We start from the raw sequence: 21,455 nt of genomic DNA on the forward strand, positions 1-21,455 counted from the left end.
AATGAAAAAAACAATACTTGATTATTTTGAAAGTACAGTAGAAAAACACCCATTAAATACAGCAGTTGGTGACAAAGTAGATATGTTTACCTACTCTTGTTTGATGGGAAAAGCTAAGTCAATAGGAACAGCAATTGCCGGGCTAAGTTTTTTAAGAAAGCCAGTTGCTATTCTAATGAAACGTGGCATAAACGTTCCGTCAGCAATGCTTGGTGTTTTATATAGTGGTAATTTTTACGTAGTTTTAGACAGTGATTCACCGAAAGAAAGACTTCAAAAAATAATAGATACACTGTCACCAGTAGCTATAGTTTATGAAACAGAGCTTAAAGATGCAGTAGATTCCATTTACAGTGATAGTTTAAAAATAAATATAAATGGTTTAGACACTGTTGATGAGGTACTTCTAGGCGAAATCAGAAGACAGATGCTTAGTACAGATCCTGCTTACTCAATTTTTACATCTGGTTCAACTGGTTTTCCAAAAGGAGCATTGTTATCGCATCAAAATGTAATTAGTTATATTGACTGGTTTACTTCTTGTTTTGATATAACTTCACAAACAGTATTTGGATCACAGACACCACTATATTTTAGTATGTCAGTTTCTGATATGTATGCTTCATTTTGGACAGGGGCTGCTTATCAGATGATTCCAAAGGAATATTTTACATTCCCTATAAAGCTTGTGGAGTTTATGAATGAGAAGGAAGTTAATACAATTTATTGGGTACCTTCAGCATTAGGAATTGCTTCAAAAATGGACCTTTTTAAATATGCTAAGCTTAAATATATAAAGAAGATTCTATTTGCAGGTGAAGTGATGCCTGTTAAATATCTAAATTACTGGAAGGAATATTTCCAAGATGCATTGTATGCTAATTTATTTGGACCTACAGAAACAACTGATATATGCGCTTACTATATTGTTGATCGTCAGTTCAAGGAAACAGAAACATTGCCTATAGGTAATGCATGTAAAAACTGTAGGCTGATTCATCTTGATGAAAATAATCAGCAGGTGGCAGATGAAATGATAGGAGAATTGTTTGTTTCTGGACCTTTTGTTGCAAGTGGATATTATAATAACAACGAAAAAACAAAAGAAGTATTTGTGCAAAATCCTCTACAATCGGAATACCCAGAAACAGTTTATAAAACTGGTGACCTTGTTAGAAAAAATAAATACGGTGAATTTGAATATTGTGGACGAAAAGATTTTCAAATCAAGCATATGGGTTATCGTATAGAGTTAGGTGAAATAGAAGCAGTATTTGGTTTAGTTGATAATATAGGTATTACAGTTTGTATATATGACAGTAGTAAAGATGAACTAATCTTAGTTTATGAGGGACATGAGGAAGTTCAAGGAATATTACGTGAAACAGCAGATAATAGATTACCGCATTATATGCGTCCAGATAAATACTTTGCAATAGATATTTTTCCAAAGAATGCAAACGGAAAAATAGATAGAAAGAAAATACAAAAAATAATTACAAATAGATAAGGAGACATAAAAAATGGAAAAAATATATGAAATACTTTCACAGTTAATACCGGGAGAAGATTTTAAAAATGCCACAAATCTTGTGGATGGTAAAGTTCTTACTTCTGCAAATATAATTCGTCTTGTAGCACGTTTAAATGATGAATTTGATATTGAGATTACTCCGCTACATCTTATACCCGAAAACTTTAATTCAGCAGCGAGCATTTATAGTTTAGTAACAAAACTAGAAGAGGAATAATCGTGAGTCATTATAGTATACTGATATTCTTTGGTTTATTTGCAATTATATCTAGTATAATATACGCTGTTTGCCCTCGCAAGCAGCGCTATATTGCGCTACTTGTATTGAGTATTGTTTTTTATGGGTATTTCTGCGGAACTGCAATAATTTATTTAATTACTACAATTGTTACATCATATTTTGCTACTGTTATAATGGATAAAATCCCACTCAAATATGATACTTCTGGGTTAGAAAAAGCAGAGCGAAAAAAATTGAAAGCAAAAATTAAAGCAAAAAAACGTCGAGTGCTTATTATATATGCTATTATAAACATTGGTATTCTATTAGTACTCAAATACTTTAATTTCTTTGCTGCTGCAGGGACAGGTCTTATAGGTAAACTCGGTAAAGATATAGCGACTCCTGTTATCAAGATTGTTTTACCACTGGGGATATCATACTATACATTACAAGCACTTAGTTATGTTATAGATGTTTGTAGGGGTAAATACCCTGCTGAGAAGAATATTTTGAAAATAGCTCTATTTATAAGTTTTTTTACACAACTACATGAAGGACCGTTTGGTCGATATGATAAACTTATGCCTGCAATGTCAAGCGGTGAGCAAATAACATCAAAAAATTTGTACAATGGTATAGCACGTTTGATGTGGGGATTTTTCAAAATTTTTATGGTAGCAAACCGTGCAGCCATAATATCAGACGCTGTGTTTAAAGATTACAAAAGTCACTCGGGATTTACTGTAATTATAGCAACTTTAGCATTTACTGTTCAGCTTTATGCTGAGTTCTCAGGGTATATTGACATGGCATCAGGTATAGCTAAAATCTTTGGTATAGAATTTGCTAAAAACTTTGATATGCCTTTTATAGCTCAAAATGTGGCAGAGTTTTGGAGAAGATGGCACATATCTCTAGGTGCATGGTTTAGGGATTATGTATTTTATCCTATATCTACTTCAAAAACAATGTTTAAATTAAACAAAAAAATGAAACCTGTTTATGCAGATTTTATAATAATTACAGTAGCTTTATTTGTAGTATGGTTTTTGACAGGACTTTGGCATGGAGCAAGTTTTAAATATATTGCTTATGGTCTATATTATTTTGTACTGATGGTGATTTATAATATTCTTTCACCGTTAGCTTTAAAGGTGCTTGAAAAGTATAAAATAGATTCAAAAAATAAAGTTTTAACAGTTTTAAAGATTTTAAAAACACTTATATTTGTTGGAATAGGTATGCTTATGTTCAGAGCTGAAAATCTAAGTGTATTTAAGGAAATGCTCTATTCTGTGTTTGATACAAGTAAAGCATCTATGAAATTTCTTATTGCTATAGATACTAAAGACTTGATATTGCTTTTAGTTTCTTTCCTTATTATGATTATGGGAGCAGTATTAAAGATGAAGAACATAGATGTAAATAAACGCTATAATGAGCTTTCATCCTTAAAGAAATACTGGGTTTGTTTCGCTGTGTTTTGTATAATAATTGTATTTGGTGCTTATGGGCTTGGATATTTGCCACCTGACCCGATTTACGGAGGTTTTTAATATGAAAAATTCAAAAAGAATATTTGTGATGATGAGTTGTGTTCTAGCCTCAATAATAATTTACTCATATATATGTATAATTGTTGCACCTAAATCGATTGACGACTCTGGAGGATCAATGTTTTATGGAGGCATGGGATTTATCGCTGAGCCTAAAAACACTATTGATGTAATGATATACGGTAACTCAGATGTATATGCTGGTATTATTCCTGCACTGATGTACGAGAAGTTTGGCTATACATCTTATACATCTGGAAAAGCATTGCAAACAATCAAAGGAATAAACCGCCTTATGAGACGAATGTTGAGAAATCAAAAGCCAAAAGTAATAGTTCTTGAAGTTGACTGTTTATACGAAAAAATCAATTCTATAGATATTACAAATTTCTTCCTTAATCCGATAGTATACCATACTAGATGGAAAGAGTTAAAAGCTCGTGATTTTTTCACATTTCCACATAGAGCAGATAAATATGATATAACAAAAGGCTTTGTATTTTCAAAAGAAGTATATAAAAATAAGTCTAGAAATTATATGGGAAATAGGAACGAGAAACCTAAACCTATACCAAAAAAGAATATGATTAAGTTACGTCATTTTATAAAAACATGTCACCAAAATAATATAAAAGTTGTATTATTAGAATTGCCTAGTGTAACGTCGTGGAATTATGGTAAATCTAATTTTATACAGCAGTTTGCAAATAAAGAAAATATTCCATTCATTGATTTGAATATAGCAAGCAATCATTATAAAGTAGATTTGACAAAAGATTTTCGTGATAATGGTAATCATATGAATGTCTATGGTGCTCAAAAAGCGACAATGTATATTGGAAAATATTTAGCTAAAAACTATAAATCATTACTAAAAGATAATAGAAATAATAAAGATTTTAATTATTGGCATAAAGTTGTAAAACATTATAATCAACAATTGAGCAAAAATTTTAAAGCTAAATTGTAATGCTAAATTGTAATGCCGTAGAATGTATGGGTATAGCTACGTAATAGCTCATAGCTAAAGGCAATGGTGTCTTGATAAACTCATAGGCTATAGGTATAGAGTTTGTTTCTAACGATTATAAGATGAAATATTCTGAAAATAAATAAATATTAAATCAATTGATATAATATAGTTATATTGAAATTTCTTTCTTTATCATGATCATGGGAGTAGTTTTGAGAATAAAAAACATAGATGTTAATAACACTATGACGAGCCTTCACACTTAAAGAAATACTGGATTTGTTCTGCTATATTCTATTATACTTGGCACATATGAGCTCGATATTTGCCACCTGATCCGATTTATGGAGGGTTCTAAATATGAAAATAAAAAAAATACTCGTGGTTGTGAGTTGTTTTTTAGCCACTGTAATAATTTATTTATACATTTGTATAATAGTTACACCAAAATCAATCGATGATTTTGGTGGGGCGAACTTGTTTAGAGGAATGGGTTTCATTGCAGAACCTAAAAATACTATAGATGTGATGATATGTGGTAACTCAGACGTATATGCTGGTATTATTCCTGCATTGATGTACGAAAAATTTGGCTATACATCTTATGCATCTGGAAGAGCAATGCAAACCATTGAAGGAATAAACCGTATCATGAGACGATTGTTGAGAAATCAAAAACCAAAGGTGGTAATCCTTGAAGTCGACTGTTTATATGAAAAAAACAAGTATTCAATGGATAATACAAATTTCTATTATGCTCCATTTGTTTACCATGCTAGGTGGAAAGAGTTAAAAGTTCGTGACTTTTATACATTTCCTAGAAGAGCTAAAAAATACGATATATCAAAAGGTTTTGTATTTTCAAATGAAGTATATGTTAATAAGCCAATAGATTATATGGGTGATAAAAATTCAAAACCTCTTCCAATACCAAAAGTAAATATGGATAGGTTAAATCATTTTATAAGTGCATGTCGTACAAATAATATAAAGATTGTATTTTTAGAGTTGCCAAGTTCGTATTCGTGGGATTATTCTAAATCAAATTTCATACAGAAAGTTGCAGATAAAGAAAAAATCCCGTTTATTGATTTAAATATAGCAAACAAACAGTATAAAGTTGATATGACTAAAGATTTTCGTGATGATGGTAATCATATGAATGTCTACGGCGCTCAAAAAGCAACAATGTATGTTGGAAAATATTTAGCTAAAAACTATAAATCATTACTAAAAGATAATAGAAATAATAAAAATCTTAATTATTGGCATGAAGTTGTAAACCATTATAAGAAACAATTGGTCAAAGGTACTAGAACTAAATTGTGATGCGAACAGACGTATAATAGACTCTTTGCTAAAACCATAGGTATATATTGATAAGCTTATAGGATTAGCATAGAGTCTATTTCTATTTAAAGTAGCCGTAATATTTTATTGTCTTAATAATTACTTGGTAAATTTAAGACATTGATGTTTTTATAATATATAGTATCAAGATATGTACTGGATAGAAGATATAAAACAGATATTTTAATCCTTTGCCCTTTTTTCCATTGTAAAGATTTATAAATATCAATGAAAATACCACCATCCATTGAGCATTCCAAACAAACATTTTCAGGCTACTATTAAATAATGGATTGGTTGAAAAGAAAATATAACAAATAGAATTTGCAAATGAGCCTAAATATTCATTATATAAAGCAATTCTACGTACAATTCTCGAAAAAATATTAGTATTATATGCAATAAAATAAGTCAAAGTGAATAAAGAGAAAGATATTGTAATATTTTTATTGGAATTATTGAAGATATAAATAACGATTCCAATAATTATCCATATAAAACCACCTTCTAAATCTAAAATATTAGCTAAGATAGCAGAGAGAGTGACTAGTAGCTGATTTGATATATTTGTATACCTTGCAAGAATCATTATAAAAATAGTTGAAAAAATTTGCCATGATATTATCAGCATGACAAGCTTCTTATAGCCTTTATCACGATATTTTATTTTATCAAATATAAACAAAGCTATGACAATAAAAAGTAATGTTCTTGGAAAATTAAAATATATGTGTATGTCAATGAAATAATAAATAATACCCATGATTACACTGAGAAGATAGAGTCTAATCATAAATTTTATTTTATTTTTAGTATGTATATAACTTAGAATAACACAATACACAAAAATAGGTGCAGAAATTCTGCCTATCCAATGAAATATAACAGGGCTATTTGGAAAAAATGACCAAATATGATCTAAAAGCATGCATATAAGAGCTATTATTTTTAATGTAGTTGATGTCAAATGTATCATCCTTTCATGTATAGCCACCAAGACCGATAGGTATTGGTGGCTAATAATTATTTAATAGATCCACTAAAATTTGAAGGTGCCATAAATTTTATATATATTTCATCGTCATACTTTAAACCTTTAACTGTAAAAGAGCATAATCCTTTGGATACAACATTAACTTTCTCTAATAAAGGGTTAAGACCACTAACTCTTTTATATACTTTCAATGTAAGAGTTTTAGAGTGATTATTTTTAACTTCGATGCTATAAGAAGTTTTTCCTTTAAAAAAATAGTTTGTCCATAATGTGCTTAACTCAGCTATGCCATCAAAGCGATAAGCTCCTTGACTAGAAATATTCCATGTTTCAGATGGGTAACTAGCATGTCTCAAACGATGCTGTAAATTATTCACAGGATTTATATGTGATACTTCTATTTTATTAGTTTCATGATTTATGGAAAGAGCAGAGATGTCAGATATCATAACTACCATAGCAATAAGTAATAAAAATATACTCTTTTTAAATTTAAACATTGTATTACCTCCTATATTTTATATTATTAAGTTTGATGTGTAAAATAATATTATTAAAATATTATTTTAGAAACGTATACGTTTGAATAATTAAAAGATATCTAAACATATATTAACAGCAAATGCAAAAAAAGCAATGATTATTCGAAAATTAATTATTTATAAGTGAATTATAGCAGATTTATGGATTAAACTAAGAAAACTGCTAGGTTATTTACTAGATATTTGAAATGATTTATTTAATATATAAATATTTAGGTAATATTTTATATTTCATAATTTTGCTTATATTGAAGCAAGCTTTAAGATACTATTAAAATAATCTTTTGGATAATAAAACATTAAAATAGATATCTATCATAAAAATTGATATAATAGTAAATATGTAAGAACATTAGGAGGAATACAGATGATTAATAATGTAAACATTAGAGTTAGATACGAAGAAACAGATCAAATGGGAATAGCTTATCATTCTAACTATTTTATTTGGTTTGATGTAAGTAGAACTGAATTTCTAAGAAAAATAGGAGTAAACTATAAAGAACTTGAAGATTTAGGAGTTTTATTACCTGTAATAGATGTTGGATGCAAGTATTTGTTGCCAGCTAAATTTGATGATGAGATAATAGTACAGACTAAACTAGTTCAAGTAAAAGGAGCTAGGATAATGCTTAACTATGTGGTTAGCCATAATGGCAATACACTGGCAACAGGATATACACAGCATGCTTTTGTTGATAAAACATTAAAACCAATTAACTTAAAAAAACACTATAAAGAGATATATGACAGATTCATAAAATCATTGACTACAGAATAGGAGGAAAAACATGATAGGTAAGCTAATATTACTATTTATAGGAGTACCAATAGTAGAGCTTTTTATATTACTAAAATTAGCTAGCATTACAAGTACACTAACTACGATATTTATTATTATAACTACTGGTATGGTAGGTGCTTACTTAGCCAAAAAAGAGGGCAGAAGCATACTGAGAAATATCAGGTTTGAACTCAATAACGGACATATGCCAGCTAATAATTTAATAGATGGGTTATGTGTATTAATAGGAGGGGCATTTTTAATTACCCCGGGTATAATAACTGATTTAGTAGGGTTTACATTAGTACTACCATTTACAAGAATATTATATAGAGAATATATTAAAGCCAAATTTACTAACATGCTTAATAGAGGAACAATTAATATTTGGAGGTCGTAATTATGCAGATGAGAAAACTGGGTAGAACAAATTTCAAAGTATCAGCAGTTGGTTTTGGAGGAATACCAATCCAAAAGGTTGATGAAAAAAAAGCAGTAGAAATAATAAAGGCTTCACTTGAAAACAACATAAACTTCATAGATACAGCAAGAGCTTATACTAAGAGTGAAGAATTAATAGGTTATGGTATAAAAGAAACTGGTCGAGAGAATTGGATTATAGCTACAAAATCACCAGCCAGAACTTATGAGGATATGAAAAAGGATATAGAGATAAGTCTTAAAGAGTTAGATATCAAGTGTATAGATTTATACCAAATGCACAATGTAAAAACAGCACAAGAGTATGAGAAAGTGATGTCTCCAAACGGAGCTTTAAAAGCATTAAAGGAAGCAAAAGAAAGTGGATTGATAAAAGAAATAGGGATAACAAGTCATACATTAGCTATATTAGAGGATGCAATAGAGACAGGAGAGTTCAGTACAATACAGTTCCCATATAACCCAGTAGAGCCACAAGCAGAAGGTTTATTTAAAAGGGCAAACGAACTAGACATTGGAGTAATAGTAATGAAGCCAGTAGCTGGTGGAGCAATAACAAATGTAGAGTATTCAATAAGATATATATTAGAAAACGAGAATGTATCAACAGTAATACCAGGAATGGATAGTATAGAGCATATAAAGGCAAATACAGCAGTAGCAAATCCATTTAGAAGATTGACAGATGAAGAAAGAGATATAATAATGCATGAAGCAAAACAGCTAGGTACAGAGTTTTGTAGAAGATGTGGATATTGTGCACCCTGTCCTCAGGGTATAGATATACCCACCCAATTTATATTAGAAGCATATCTTATGAAATATGATTTAGAAGAATGGTCAAAAAGCAGGTACAATGGGCAAGCAAAAACAGCGAAGGATTGTATAGAGTGTGGGGCTTGTGAACCGAAATGTCCATATGATTTGCCTATTAGAAAAATGCTAAATAGAGTATCAAAAAACTTCGGTTAGAAAATATTTAATACGAAAAACCATTTTGCTAGAATAAGCTAATGGTTTTTTATTACGGCAAGAAGGAATAATACATAGTTTTGTGACTGTAGCTAAATCTATTTTCTACTAACATACTTAAATACTCTATAAATAAATACACAAAGAAAACCTAATATAGCTATACTTAGAATTTGAATAAGGAAATTTAGAATTGGCATCATGAGATAGTCCTCCTTTTAATAAGCTACTGTTTTGTATATAATAGCATGTATAGTCATTATTTTCAATACAGATTTTCTTATAAGATTATAGTCTATAGGATCTTTATTATAATAGAAAAAATATAACAAAATAAAAAAATATTTTAAAAATGAGTATAAATATAATATAATTGGATATAATTAAGGAATGTGTTTTGAAAAAAAGGGCTACTGATTTTAGTATTTATTTAGTTTTTACCCAGTGGGATTAGCTGGGTATTTTTTTGTTTCTTGTTTGATTATTCAGGATTTATATAAAGAGGCCTCTTTACTGCCTTACTCAAATCATATCCTTTAAAACCATCTAAAGCGTTTCCATTTGATTTAATCGAAACATAGTCAATTCCTTCAATACTAGTGAATGAAAACAATATAGCATCTATCATCATAGATCTTAAATGATCATTATTAGCATGAGCATTAGAGATAGCATTGTTAAAATTGAGAGTGATAATATTATTATCAACAGATATGCCCTGCAGGTTTACGTCTTTAGGGATAACATTCAAAAGACCGTGATATTCAAAATTTTTCATAGCATTGAAAATTTGATTTGCTTTAGAGGTAGTATCATCTGATTTGCTTATAGATGGCACATCACAGTCAACAAGAAGATATCTTTTACCACTATCATATGCTAGATAAGATTTGTTGAAGTTGTTACATTCTATTGATTTATTGATATTCACCCCATTAAAGAAGGTGTCAGCTCTATTATAATCTACTAAAAACTTAACTCTACCATGATTAGGGATACAAGCAATAGTTTTAATAAATGAATTCATAGCTTTTCGTGCAGTTTTCGGATTTGTGTATTTATCATTGGAAGATGGCAAATCTATATATGTAATACCATTTTTCTGAGATACATAGTGAAAAGTATCAATTGGAGAAGTCGGGCAAAGCCCAGTATTTATATCTACAGGAGTTTGTAGTTCTTTAAGAGTAAAATTATATACATTACGAGATACTTTTTTAAACCTTGTAATACCAACTAATTGCTCTACGTCGCTATCAATGCAAGAATAATACAATGTCAAAGCATTTAGATTTTCACTAGGTAGCTTATTTGAAGCTTTTACATAAGGAGAAGAGCTCTTATAATTAATATCAAGCTCAATAGCTTTACATGAGTATTTCAGGCCTATTGCATTCGTAGTGATAACTAATTTATACTTACCATCAGGCACTTTTAAATTATCCTTAGATAAATTTATCTCTACAGAATATGGTTTATAAGGGCTTAGATCAATATTAAATGGTTTTTCACTAACTAAAACAAAATCAATAGCCTTATAGAACTTATTATTTTTGTACAGTCTTCCAGCCAGCATATAATCGTCGTAAAAGCTAAGAGATTTTTCTCTTGTAGATTTATGTAATATTGATATACTCCTTGGATTTGTTAGTGCGCTATTTGCAGAATTACTTTCCAAAAAAAACGCACTTTCAGTAACGTTACTAGCAGTATCACTAGTATCAAGAGTAGTTAAAGGGCTGTATTTTATAGATATACCAGTTGCAAGAATAACTATCAAGACAATTATCAATATATTTTTAATTGAATTTAACAATTAAATCACTCCTAATTAACTTGTATAAAACTCATTGGTGAATTAAAATATATTATGTATAATCTGTATGAAAAATGACTAGAGTAAAAGATATTACAAAGATTATTATGTGAAAGTATAGATTAGTTTATCCTAACATAACTACAGACTAGTTAAATTAATACCAATATTTTAATAGTTATATATATTTTACACTAAAATAAGCCAAAGATAAACATAAATAACGTATTTTTTGAAAGGAGCGTACAGCTTGAATATACCTATAAAATTAAACCATGAATATAATTTTAAAATAATAGATATGAATCATTTAGGACAAGGATTTGGTAAGATAGATAACTTTGCTATATTTGTCGACAATGCTATAACAGGAGATGAGGTTAAAGTAAAGATAAAGTTACTAAAAAAGAGCTATGCAGTAGCAGAAATAGTAAAAATAATAAAGCCATCAGAGCATAGAGTTTTACCAAAGTGTCATATAGCAGATAGATGTGGAGGATGTCAGTTGCAGAGTATGGATTACAGTGAGCAATTGAGGTTAAAAACAGACAGGGTAAAAAATGATCTTATAAGAATAGGAGAACTAGATAAGGTAGAAGTTAAACCTACACTTGGCATGAAGCAAATTACTAGATATAGAAATAAAGCACAATATCCAGTGGCATTAGATAATGGAAAAGTGAAGATAGGTTTTTACCAAAGAGGGAGTCATCAGATAATTGATACAGACAAATGCTTAATACAGCATACTATAAATGATAAAGTAGTAGATATAATAAGGGAGTTCATCAATAAATACAATATAAAACCATATAACCAAAGAACAAACACTGGGATAATAAGACACATATTAACAAAGGTGTCATTTAGAACAGGAGATTTGATGATAGTAATAATTACAAAAGGAGATAAGCTTCCTTACAAAGATGAGTTAATAAAAATGTGTACGAAGCTACCAAACGTAAAGAGCATAGTTCAAAATATAAATAACAAGAGAAGTAACGTGATCCTAGGAGATAAATGTAAAACACTTTATGGAGAAGACAAAATCACTGACTACATAGGTCACTTGAAATTTAAGATTTCTCCACTATCATTTTTTCAAGTTAACCCAATGCAAACAGAAGTATTATATCAAAAAGCACTAGAATATGCAGATTTAAAAGGTGATGAAACTGTATTTGATTTATACTGTGGGATAGGAACGATATCACTTTTCTTAGCTAAAAGTGCAAAAAAGGTTTACGGAGTAGAGATAGTAAAAGAAGCAATAAAAGATGCGAAAGAAAATGCGAAGCTAAACAATATAACAAACGTAGAGTTCTACGCTGGAGAAGCAGAAGAACTGTTCCCAAAATTCTACAAACAAGGTATAACAGCAGATGTAGTAATGCTAGACCCACCAAGAAAGGGATGCGAGGAATCAGTACTAGAAACAATAGTAAATATGAAACCCAAAAAAGTAGTATACGTATCATGTAATCCAGCAACACTTGCAAGAGATTTAAAGTATCTAGTAGCTAAAGGATACAACGTAGGCGAAGTGCAACCGGTTGATATGTTCGGGTTTAGTGTGCACGTGGAGACAGTGACAGTGCTATATCGTCAAGACTCTTAATAATCAAGGAATTTGCACACTTCTGCGATTATTGTACCTTTAGTACTGACATAGCAAATTTCAGAAATAAGAACTATAATAAAAAAATTATAGTGCGTATAGCTATAAAAGTATGTACTGAGTAGACATGTCTAGTTAGTACCGAACTAAGGTAGAACGTGAGTAGATATAAGGATGTTTTTGTTTGGATTACCTTTTAAATAAAATAAGAAAAGGTGATTTAAATGAAGAGTGTTTTAAAGCAGATGTATTATGATGTGGATTTTCTAACTCACATGTTTGAGCCTTTCAATTTAGAGCATAAAAGAATAGTTGATGAGGCTAATGTGTTAGAAAAGAAATTAACAGACAGTTTCAATAAGGAGCAATTTAAAGTATACGATAAATTACTTAGCTTACAAGCTGAAAGCAGTTCATATTATAGTCTTCATACCTTTATAGAAGGATTCAAAATTGGAGCGAAGATAATAATGGAGGTGTTTTCTGATGAGTGAAGGATTTAAACCTGTGGAGTTAGAATATACGGAGATAGATGGAATTTTATATCCCAACATACAGATATCTAATGATATTAAGTATGATGAAAAACCATTAGGTAAGTATGGAAGGATGAGATTAAGTTATTTGAAAGAACATAAAACAGATTTATATAGATTAATGCGTATGGAAGGCAAATTATTAGAGCATTGTCATAGAATAAATGAAGATGCTACTAAAAGGGCTATATTAATAGAAGAACAGTATCTAAAAAAGAATCCTATACCAGTTGATTGTGGCTTTATGGATAGGGTTGGGTATCATAATATTGCTCGTGATGTTGCTGAGGAAATTGTTTTGATAGAAATAGTTTATATTTAATTTTTAAAGGAGTATCAAGTACAACAAATTGAATACTCCTTTTCCAATTGTTGTATTTAGATGGCGTAGAGAGTTTGTATTTATATTCGGGAACAAACGTGTTTAAGTCCGGGGCTGAAAACTTTGGTCCGAGTTAGGATACGGAAAAACCTTGGTCAGGGTTAGGACCCGGAAAAACCTTAGTCAGGGTTAGGACCCGGAAAAACCTTGGTCCGGGTTAGGACCCGGAAAAACCTTGGTCCGGGTTAGGACCCGGAAAAACCTTGCACAATAGTAATGTTTGTGGTACTATACTCGTAGAAAGGATGTGAAGATATTGAGTGATACAAAAAAGTTGCATGTTACTGAACTTAAAAGAAGATTTGAGACGTATGATACAATTAGCGTAGATGATTTTTATGATTTTTACAAGGATGTGTATGGTGAAATAAAAAGAAATACAGTACATTGGATTATTTATAAATTAAAAAAAAGTAAAGTAATTAGAAATGTATCAAGAGGTCAGTATATTTTAGAAAACTCTGAAAAAAATATCGCATCTGAATTTGTAGTTATAACAATGGATATAATAAAATCTACTGAAATAAGTTACAATCAGTTTAATTTAGATTTAAATAATAAAATTAGAGATTTGAATTTAGTGATTAAGAATGGTTATGATTATGATAGAGAATTTTTTATTTCGCAAGGTGATGAGATTCAGATTATATGTCCATTTAATAGTAAAATAATATATTTACTAATTTTGACGTTTAGCTATTTACGTCCATTTAAAGTCCGATATGGAGTAAGTTTTGGAACAGTTGAGGATAGATTAAAGAGAAATTCATGGGAAATGAATGGTCCAATCTTTTGGAATGCCAGAGATTGTTTGAATAATTTAAAAAATAGTAAGGACTATGATGGATTGATAATAAGTGAATACAATTTCCCAGATAAACTTTGTAATAATATATTGTCTTTGGTTAACAAAGTAATAAGTAGAATAACAGATAAGCAATGGGAGGCAATTAAGCTAGAATTATCAAAAGAAAATTTGAATACCGTTTTAGAACAACTGAATATAAGTAAAACTAGCTATTATGATAGATTAAACGTATCAAATATAGAAGATATTTTAAAATCTCTTGAAACAGTAGTAGAAATTATGAAAAGAAGGGAATTGATAATATAATGTTTGCTATGTTAATGTTAATTGCTCATACTATTTCAGATTTTATTTTGCAATCAGACAAAGTTGTAAAATTAAAAGCTGAAATGAAGCTTGAAGGATATTTTAGACATGGAATTAATATTTTTGTGATTTCTGTACTTATGATACTGTTAACACAATTCAATGATATTCCTAAATTAATTGGAATAATTTTGATAATAGATATAGTTCATATATGTATAGATTTATTAAAAGAAATAATACAAAAAATTATTATAGATAAATCTGATAATAAACTATTCATTAGCAAAATAAAGATATTATTATTTATAGTAGACCAAATAGTTCATATTTTTGTTATCTTAATAGTTTCTAAAGATATAATATTAGAGTTTAACTTTATTAATGAAAAGTTACTAGATATGATAAAAAATGTGGATCTAATAACTCTATCTAATTTAAGGATAGTATTTATAATAACATATATAGCTTTATCAGGAGTGTACATAATACCATTAATGTTTGATATAATATATACAAGAGTTGATGATTATAACAATATCCTAAATAATAAATTAAAAGAAGGGCTAGAGAATGAAGAGAAAAAATTTATTGATGAAGTTAAAACAGGTAAATGGATTGGAATTCTAGAAAGAATTTTGATTACATTTTTTATATATAGTAATCAATTATCTGCAATAGGTTTTATTATTGCTGTAAAATCATTAGCAAGATTTAAAATGTTAGACAATAAAATTTTCTCAGAATATTATCTTTTAGGAACGCTATTTAGTGTTGTTTATACATTTACGACTTATTATATGTTAATTAAATTAATATAAAAATATAATTTATTACTATATCCAATCCTTATATACTACGATAGACAAGTTTTTTCTCTTAGCATCTTTTACAGCTTCTCTAGCTAGATGGAAAGCTCTGCCATCAAGTTGATTAACTGTTAATTCAAAATTATTAATACTAATTTTGCCAATACCTACACCACAATATATATCTAGTGTATGCAAACTTTTATAGATAAAACCAATTATTTTTTGATAATGGCAAGGATATTTTATTAGTCCTTGCCATTCGTCTCCAATAGTTATGATGAAATCACTAACAATTAATTTTTTATATTTTATATTTACCTCTTTTAAGGTATCTATTAATTTATATTGAATTGCTTCTCTATTAACTAATTGTCTGGAATTTTTTATATCAAATATCATTACCTGATAAAACATTAAAAATCACCTCGAGTTTAATTATTTTATAATTTAATTATAGACATAATATTATAATTTAAAACATTTAGTATAAAGCATAATAATAAACTAATGAGTTAATAGAGAGTAAAATAGATTATTAAGATTGATTCCTTTTTTAGTATTAAAATCGAATTGATTATAAAAATTACGGTTAAGAATAGTGCAGAAATTTACGAACCGATAAATGAACCGATAAATGAGCTGATAAAATTGTCAGATGCAGAGCAAATCATAATGAATGCAATTACAAGAAATCCAAAGATAAGTAAACCTAAAATGAGTAAAGAATATAATATCTCAGAAGCTACAGTCAAAAGAACTATTGATGCTTTAAAAAGAAAAGGATTAATTAAGAGAGTAGGTTCAAATAAAGGTGGGCATTGGGAAATAATCTCAAAATAGAATTAAATAATTTCAATAATTTTCATAATAATCAAATATATGATAAAATAAATATGAGGACATAGCACTAATCCTCAAAAATAAAATAATCTTAACCAGAGGGAATACATATAATATGTAACCCTGATAGCATGCCATTTAGCCAACCTAATACTCAAATGAGCAATGCTATCCGCTGTAAATTGGCTACAGTAGCTGGTGATGCACATTGTGTGTACCCTTTTCGTTAGTAGAAGGGAAGAGAATGTACGTAAAATAAAATATGAAAAAAGGGAGATTTCAGTGCCAAAGAAGGTCGCAGAATTTCTAGAAGCAGATAATCGTAAACTGCAAGCACAGAGACGGTCTAATCGCAGACATCTTAGTAAAGGTATGCTTGAAAGGGTGTTAGATAGATATTCTACTAACTTGTATAATACTGAGGAAACTGCTTTAAGAAACCTTACCTTTGAAAATTTGCGATGTGCTATTGCTAAACTTGATACTGATGAAAAGAGACTTATAAAATATAAGTACTATCAAGAATATACTCATCAACAAATAGGTGATATATTCAATGTATCAAAAATGGCAATTACAAAAAGGCTGAGAAAACTCCATACAAAACTAAGAGACTCTATGATTGCGTAGAGTCTCTTAGTTTTTTTGTCATATATATTTAAAGTTTACAAATGGTTCAGAACTGTCCTATATAGTGAAGGGTAAAAATATTACTAATCAATTGGAGAGGAGTGGACATAATGGCATTATAAAAAACGCTATTAAATTTATTCAAGATAATGGAAAAGAAATTATGGATTAAGACGTATATCCAATTAAAATAGAGGAGTGAGAGCAATGGCATTAAATATATTTGGTTCAAAAGATGCAGAACAATTAAAAAAGGTGAAACAAGATATCATAGATTTGAAGGAATCAATAAAACAAAAGGATATAGAAATATCAAATTTAAGAAGAGAAAATATAATGCTACATATTACAAAAATAGATAATGAAGAAGTTGAAGAATATAAAAGTAAGATTCGTAAACACGAAGACAGCTATAATGAATTACTAAAGAAATTCAATGAGTTATTGAAAGAATATAACACAATAAAGAATTCAGTACGGATGCATGTTGTAAGACCATCAAGAAAGACTGATAATAATATGAAGCTAATAAGAGAGTTTAAACAAAAGAATTTATCATACTCTCAAATAGCTAAAGCAATGGAAAAAGAGACAGGAGAAAAATGGGCAAAAAGTACAATCTATATGTTCTTAAATGGATAGCTTTTTCAATAACCTAATACATTAAATCGTTCAATAAATAACTGAACGTATTAGCATATTGGGGGTAGAAATTAGCAACTTTGTTGCTAGCAAGCTTCCAATTTGTATGACAAATTGATAATTCCCTAAAGGAATTATCAAAAATGGGAGTTTCCCATACCCTTAGACTCAAAAGGAGTTGATACATAGTGACTAAAACAAAAAGGATTAACGTAAGAGTAACAGAAAAAGAATATAATCATATAAAGGCAAAAGCTAAAAATCATGGTAAGACAATTAGTGCATATGCAAGAGAGCAAGCATTGGAACGAGATATAAAAGTTGAAGATGTATTAACCAAGTATATACCAGAGTTAAAGAGAGTAGGAGAAAAACTAAATAATGAAGTAATGTTAGCACACCAAGGAAGAATAAAGGAGATAGATTTAACAGGAGTTAAAAAAGTAATTAACAATACACTTGAATCATTGAAAGAACTAGGTTAGGGGGACGTGCATGGATAAAATGATGAAATATGCTTCTAAAATAGCTATGTTAAGACAACTTTCAAATAAAGGTTTAATAAATAAAAAAGAATATGAGTACATAAAACTATCATTACAAAAGAATAAAAGTAGAAAAAAGACTGGATAATTAAGGTAACATAATGTATAATAGTAAGTGAGTGATAGGAATATATTTTCGAGAGGTGATAAACTGTGAAAGTACAGATTATAGAGCCGACTAAAAAGAAAACAGACAGAAGAACAGGAAAGATAATAGAGAAGAAGAGAGTAGCAGCCTATTGTAGAGTTAGTACGGATTCAGAAGAGCAATTAGCTAGTTATAAATCACAAATAACACACTATGAGGGATTGGTTAAATCCAATCCCGATTGGGAGTTAGTAGATATTTACGCTGATGAAGGCGTAACTGGTACAAGCGTAAAAAAGAGATATGAGTTTCAAAGAATGATAACAGATGCATTGGACGGTAAAATTGATTTAATCATAACTAAGAGTATGTCAAGGTTCTCAAGAGATACTCTAGCGATGTTAAAGTATACTAGAAAGCTAAAAGAAAATGGAGTAGATGTATTCTTTGAAAAAGAAAATATCCATCTATTGAGTAATCAATGGGAAATAGGAACAATCTTTATGAGTGCTATTGCACAGCAAGATGTATTAACTGCTTCTGAAAACACAAAACTAGGGCTTAAAATGAAGATGAGACGAGGTGAGCTTGTCGGATTTAACGGTTGTCTAGGATATGACTATGATAAAGTCACAAAAGAATTATCAATCAATGAAGAAGAAGCCAAAATAATTAGATATATATTTGATACATATGCGAAAGGTATAGGATGTTATACAATTGCTAGAGAACTAACCAACAAAGGACATTTAACCAAAAGAGGTAATCCTCAATGGTCAGATTCAACGGTACTAGGAATAATAACAAATGAGAAATATTGTGGAGATTTAGTTTTAGGAAAATCATTTACAGTAGATCCTATAAGCAAAAAAAGATTATCTAACTTTGGAGAATCAGAAAAATACTATGTGAAAGACCATCATCCACCTATAGTTAGTAGAGAATTATTTGAGCAAGTTCAAGAAATAAGAAATAAAAGAAATGTTAACTTGAAAAAGGGAAGGATAGAGAGGTATAGTAGGCAATATACATTTAGCAGTAAGATAAAATGTGGTTTCTGTGAAAGTGGAGTAGGTAGAAGAGCATGGAATGCAGGTTCTTCAAATAAAAAAGTAGTATGGCATTGTATAAAATCTACCAAGAAGGGTAAAAAGCACTGTCCAGAAAGTAAGGGGATTCATGAGTCAATAATAGAAGAGGCATTTGTAAAATGCTTTAATGACATGTGTGAGAACAATAAAGAAATAATAGAAGAATTCTTAAAGACAGTACAAAAATCATTAGAGACAAACGATAATAAAACAGAACTAAGAAAACTAAAAAGTAACCTTACTAAAATAGAATCAAAGATAAAAAATCTTATAGATATTCACCTAGACGAAAAGATAGACAGAGATACATATAATGAGAAATATACAACATTAGTAAAAGAAAAAGAATCATTAAACGAAGAAATAAGCAAACTAAGCCTGACAGAGAAAGAACAGAAAACAATAACAGAAAGAATAAAAGAGTTTAGAAGGCACTTTATCAAGAATAAACCATTATCAGAATTTGATAAAGAAGTGTTTGACGCAGTTATAGACCACATAATACTAGGTGGTATAGATAATAAAGGCAATAAACATCCTCATCAATTAACCTTTGTATTTAAATCAGGATTAACAGAGGATATAGATGGGTCAAAGAAAGCAATGAAGGGTAATAAAAGCAAAGGCAAAAAAATATCTTCCTCACAATCAAACGACGCATGTTGAGAGTGTTGCTGTGCTTAATCGTTAAGATTCTTGACAGGAAATAAATAATAATAAATTGGAAATACAGTGCAAAGTAAAGGTGTTCACGTTCATATAGAGATTCACAAAGACTGATTTAAATTTATGTTTATTATTTCAATCCGGAAATTTTTTGTTTTTTTTGGGAATAGTTTTCAGGGTCTATGCTGTATCATGTCCCTTTTCTTTGCTTGAATAAAAATCCTCCTTTATCAATTTATTTCTACATATGACATTTTAAAAAGACGACTAATTAGCTATATACCTACTTAAAGTTAGGTATATTTAAGGCATAAATGACTATAATCAAAAGGGTCGGTTCTTTTTGATTGTTTATGTTGAGACAGTGGCAGTGTTAATATTTAAATAACTAAGGTTGGGGTTTGAGGTTTTGAAGAAGAGACTATTTGTCAACCTGTTGTAAACATAAAAATCAAGATTTTGACAAATGTGCTAATGACGAATCAAAATTGTTAAGTCCTTAGTTTTCTCTTATTAACTCTATTTTTATGTAATTAATTTCATTTACATCTATGTTATACTTATAACTCATGGTTAGGCTATAGGTAATCTTGTATATTTAAATATTACTCTTTTGAGTGGCTTTTATTTGTTATTGTTTCAATAAGATAAAAAAAAGACTATACAGCTAAAAAATAACTGTATAGTCTTTCTTATGAAAACTGCTCATTTTACTACGATTATGAATATGGAGTTATGCCTGCCCTACTAAAATCGCAAACATTGTGGATATGTTCACTGCAATTCTTAAGAATAAGCTCATCATACTTTTCGAATTTTTCTAATGTCATCTATGATCACCTCCTTTATGCTATACTTTATTAGATATAGTATATCATATTTGAAAGTATTTTTCATAATCCAATACCATTTATGTTTATATTTGGATGATGCTTATTCAAAGGAAGTTAAACAATTTGATTGAAAAACTTAAAAATGTTACGAATAAAGTATTTATTAATACTAATACCTTCTTGTTTAGCATGTTGTGATAAAAAAGGTTACGAGTAGACATTATAAAAACGAAATAATACTGATATTTTTTGAAATTAAAAATAATATAGTGACATAACGGGGTAAAAGCATAGTGTTAAAATGTTATATATAGTAACAAGTTTAAAATCCATATTGAAACAGATAAATAATATTATCTATTAAATTATTGCTTTGTAGAAAATATCCCATATAAATATCCAATCTTTATTCATCTCATTAAATTTAAACAAATTAATTTTTATAATTCTTTCTTTTCAATTCACATTTCTAA

The 21,455-nt window shown here is 29.1% G+C and carries 23 protein-coding genes; 19 read left to right on the forward strand and 4 right to left on the reverse strand.

The window, feature by feature from the left end:
- Nucleotide 1 precedes the first annotated feature (1 nt).
- The 5 genes from P3X86_RS13910 (at nucleotide 2) to P3X86_RS13930 (ending at nucleotide 5,615) form a co-directional block, all read left to right on the forward strand.
- Complete coding sequence (locus P3X86_RS13910; protein ID WP_483293306.1) at nucleotides 2-1,510, forward strand: AMP-binding protein; 1,509 nt, start codon at nucleotides 2-4, stop codon at nucleotides 1,508-1,510.
- A 13-nt stretch (nucleotides 1,511-1,523) separates the two neighbouring features.
- Nucleotides 1,524-1,751, forward strand: a complete 228-nt coding sequence (locus P3X86_RS13915; protein WP_483293307.1) for an acyl carrier protein — start codon at nucleotides 1,524-1,526, stop codon at nucleotides 1,749-1,751.
- A 2-nt stretch (nucleotides 1,752-1,753) separates the two neighbouring features.
- The gene (locus P3X86_RS13920; protein ID WP_483293308.1) at nucleotides 1,754-3,313 is read left to right on the forward strand and encodes an MBOAT family O-acyltransferase; all 1,560 of its coding nucleotides are present in this window, start codon (nucleotides 1,754-1,756) and stop codon (nucleotides 3,311-3,313) included.
- A gap of 1 nt (nucleotide 3,314) precedes the next feature.
- Nucleotides 3,315-4,283 carry a hypothetical protein gene (locus P3X86_RS13925; RefSeq protein ID WP_483293309.1) on the forward strand — a complete coding sequence of 323 codons (969 nt, stop codon included), beginning with the start codon at nucleotides 3,315-3,317 and terminating at the stop codon, nucleotides 4,281-4,283.
- A 363-nt stretch (nucleotides 4,284-4,646) separates the two neighbouring features.
- Nucleotides 4,647-5,615, forward strand: coding sequence for a hypothetical protein (locus P3X86_RS13930; RefSeq protein ID WP_483293310.1), 969 nt, complete (start codon nucleotides 4,647-4,649; stop codon nucleotides 5,613-5,615).
- 133 nt (nucleotides 5,616-5,748) lie between these two features.
- On the opposite strand, the gene P3X86_RS13935 is transcribed toward P3X86_RS13930, so the two are convergent.
- Both P3X86_RS13935 and P3X86_RS13940 read right to left on the reverse strand, forming a co-directional pair.
- Complete coding sequence (locus P3X86_RS13935; RefSeq protein ID WP_483293311.1) at nucleotides 5,749-6,612, reverse strand: TraX family protein; 864 nt, start codon at nucleotides 6,610-6,612, stop codon at nucleotides 5,749-5,751.
- A 47-nt stretch (nucleotides 6,613-6,659) separates the two neighbouring features.
- Nucleotides 6,660-7,130, reverse strand: coding sequence for a hypothetical protein (locus tag P3X86_RS13940; protein ID WP_483293312.1), 471 nt, complete (start codon nucleotides 7,128-7,130; stop codon nucleotides 6,660-6,662).
- A 409-nt stretch (nucleotides 7,131-7,539) separates the two neighbouring features.
- Between P3X86_RS13940 and P3X86_RS13945 the strand changes: the two genes are divergently transcribed.
- Genes P3X86_RS13945 through P3X86_RS13955 form a run of 3 tightly spaced genes read left to right on the forward strand, consistent with a single transcriptional unit; the run spans nucleotide 7,540 to nucleotide 9,369 of the window.
- The gene (locus P3X86_RS13945) at nucleotides 7,540-7,953 is read left to right on the forward strand and encodes an acyl-CoA thioesterase (RefSeq protein WP_483293313.1); all 414 of its coding nucleotides are present in this window, start codon (nucleotides 7,540-7,542) and stop codon (nucleotides 7,951-7,953) included.
- A gap of 10 nt (nucleotides 7,954-7,963) precedes the next feature.
- Nucleotides 7,964-8,356, forward strand: coding sequence for an FxsA family protein (locus P3X86_RS13950; protein WP_483293314.1), 393 nt, complete (start codon nucleotides 7,964-7,966; stop codon nucleotides 8,354-8,356).
- Between the two features lie 2 nt (nucleotides 8,357-8,358).
- Complete coding sequence (locus P3X86_RS13955) at nucleotides 8,359-9,369, forward strand: aldo/keto reductase (RefSeq protein ID WP_483293315.1); 1,011 nt, start codon at nucleotides 8,359-8,361, stop codon at nucleotides 9,367-9,369.
- Nucleotides 9,370-9,850: 481 nt separating this feature from the next.
- Here the strand turns inward: P3X86_RS13955 and P3X86_RS13960 are convergent, their stop codons facing one another.
- A complete protein-coding gene (locus P3X86_RS13960) occupies nucleotides 9,851-11,185 on the reverse strand; it encodes a GerMN domain-containing protein (RefSeq protein ID WP_483293316.1) in 1,335 nt (444 codons plus the stop codon).
- A 250-nt stretch (nucleotides 11,186-11,435) separates the two neighbouring features.
- Here P3X86_RS13960 and rlmD point away from each other — a divergent pair, with 250 nt between their 5' ends.
- The 5 genes from rlmD to P3X86_RS13985 all read left to right on the forward strand — a co-directional run bounded on the left by rlmD (nucleotide 11,436) and on the right by P3X86_RS13985 (nucleotide 15,656).
- Nucleotides 11,436-12,803 (forward strand): 23S rRNA (uracil(1939)-C(5))-methyltransferase RlmD, encoded by a 1,368-nt coding sequence (gene rlmD, locus P3X86_RS13965; protein WP_483293317.1) that lies wholly within the window; start codon nucleotides 11,436-11,438, stop codon nucleotides 12,801-12,803.
- A 224-nt stretch (nucleotides 12,804-13,027) separates the two neighbouring features.
- Nucleotides 13,028-13,297 carry a DUF6809 family protein gene (locus P3X86_RS13970; RefSeq protein ID WP_483293318.1) on the forward strand — a complete coding sequence of 90 codons (270 nt, stop codon included), beginning with the start codon at nucleotides 13,028-13,030 and terminating at the stop codon, nucleotides 13,295-13,297.
- On the forward strand, nucleotides 13,290-13,661 hold the full coding sequence (locus P3X86_RS13975) for a TnpV protein (protein WP_483293319.1): 372 nt from the start codon (nucleotides 13,290-13,292) through the stop codon (nucleotides 13,659-13,661). The genes P3X86_RS13970 and P3X86_RS13975 overlap by 8 nt, the downstream gene beginning before the upstream one ends.
- Nucleotides 13,662-13,977: 316 nt before the next feature.
- Entirely contained in the window at nucleotides 13,978-14,835 is an 858-nt protein-coding gene (locus P3X86_RS13980) for a SatD family protein (RefSeq protein ID WP_483293320.1), read from the forward strand.
- Nucleotides 14,835-15,656 carry a DUF3307 domain-containing protein gene (locus tag P3X86_RS13985; protein WP_483293321.1) on the forward strand — a complete coding sequence of 274 codons (822 nt, stop codon included), beginning with the start codon at nucleotides 14,835-14,837 and terminating at the stop codon, nucleotides 15,654-15,656. Before P3X86_RS13980 ends, P3X86_RS13985 begins: the two co-directional genes overlap by 1 nt.
- Nucleotides 15,657-15,671: 15 nt before the next feature.
- Here the strand turns inward: P3X86_RS13985 and P3X86_RS13990 are convergent, their stop codons facing one another.
- On the reverse strand, nucleotides 15,672-16,061 hold the full coding sequence (locus P3X86_RS13990; RefSeq protein WP_483293322.1) for a SatD family protein: 390 nt from the start codon (nucleotides 16,059-16,061) through the stop codon (nucleotides 15,672-15,674).
- Nucleotides 16,062-16,217: 156 nt separating this feature from the next.
- Here P3X86_RS13990 and P3X86_RS13995 point away from each other — a divergent pair, with 156 nt between their 5' ends.
- The 6 genes from P3X86_RS13995 to P3X86_RS14020 all read left to right on the forward strand — a co-directional run bounded on the left by P3X86_RS13995 (nucleotide 16,218) and on the right by P3X86_RS14020 (nucleotide 20,149).
- A complete protein-coding gene (locus tag P3X86_RS13995; protein ID WP_483293323.1) occupies nucleotides 16,218-16,487 on the forward strand; it encodes a winged helix-turn-helix transcriptional regulator in 270 nt (89 codons plus the stop codon).
- Between the two features lie 282 nt (nucleotides 16,488-16,769).
- Complete coding sequence (locus P3X86_RS14000) at nucleotides 16,770-17,117, forward strand: sigma-70 family RNA polymerase sigma factor (RefSeq protein ID WP_483293324.1); 348 nt, start codon at nucleotides 16,770-16,772, stop codon at nucleotides 17,115-17,117.
- A gap of 207 nt (nucleotides 17,118-17,324) precedes the next feature.
- Complete coding sequence (locus tag P3X86_RS14005; protein ID WP_483293325.1) at nucleotides 17,325-17,759, forward strand: hypothetical protein; 435 nt, start codon at nucleotides 17,325-17,327, stop codon at nucleotides 17,757-17,759.
- A 188-nt stretch (nucleotides 17,760-17,947) separates the two neighbouring features.
- Nucleotides 17,948-18,244, forward strand: coding sequence for a plasmid mobilization protein (locus tag P3X86_RS14010; RefSeq protein WP_483293326.1), 297 nt, complete (start codon nucleotides 17,948-17,950; stop codon nucleotides 18,242-18,244).
- A 10-nt stretch (nucleotides 18,245-18,254) separates the two neighbouring features.
- Nucleotides 18,255-18,392: a hypothetical protein gene (locus P3X86_RS14015; RefSeq protein ID WP_483293327.1), complete on the forward strand. Its 138-nt coding sequence runs from the start codon at nucleotides 18,255-18,257 to the stop codon at nucleotides 18,390-18,392.
- A gap of 65 nt (nucleotides 18,393-18,457) precedes the next feature.
- A complete protein-coding gene (locus tag P3X86_RS14020) occupies nucleotides 18,458-20,149 on the forward strand; it encodes a recombinase family protein (protein WP_483293328.1) in 1,692 nt (563 codons plus the stop codon).
- Nucleotides 20,150-21,455 lie beyond the last annotated feature (1,306 nt).

This window comes from Abyssisolibacter sp. ZYX002 (assembly GCF_056892235.1).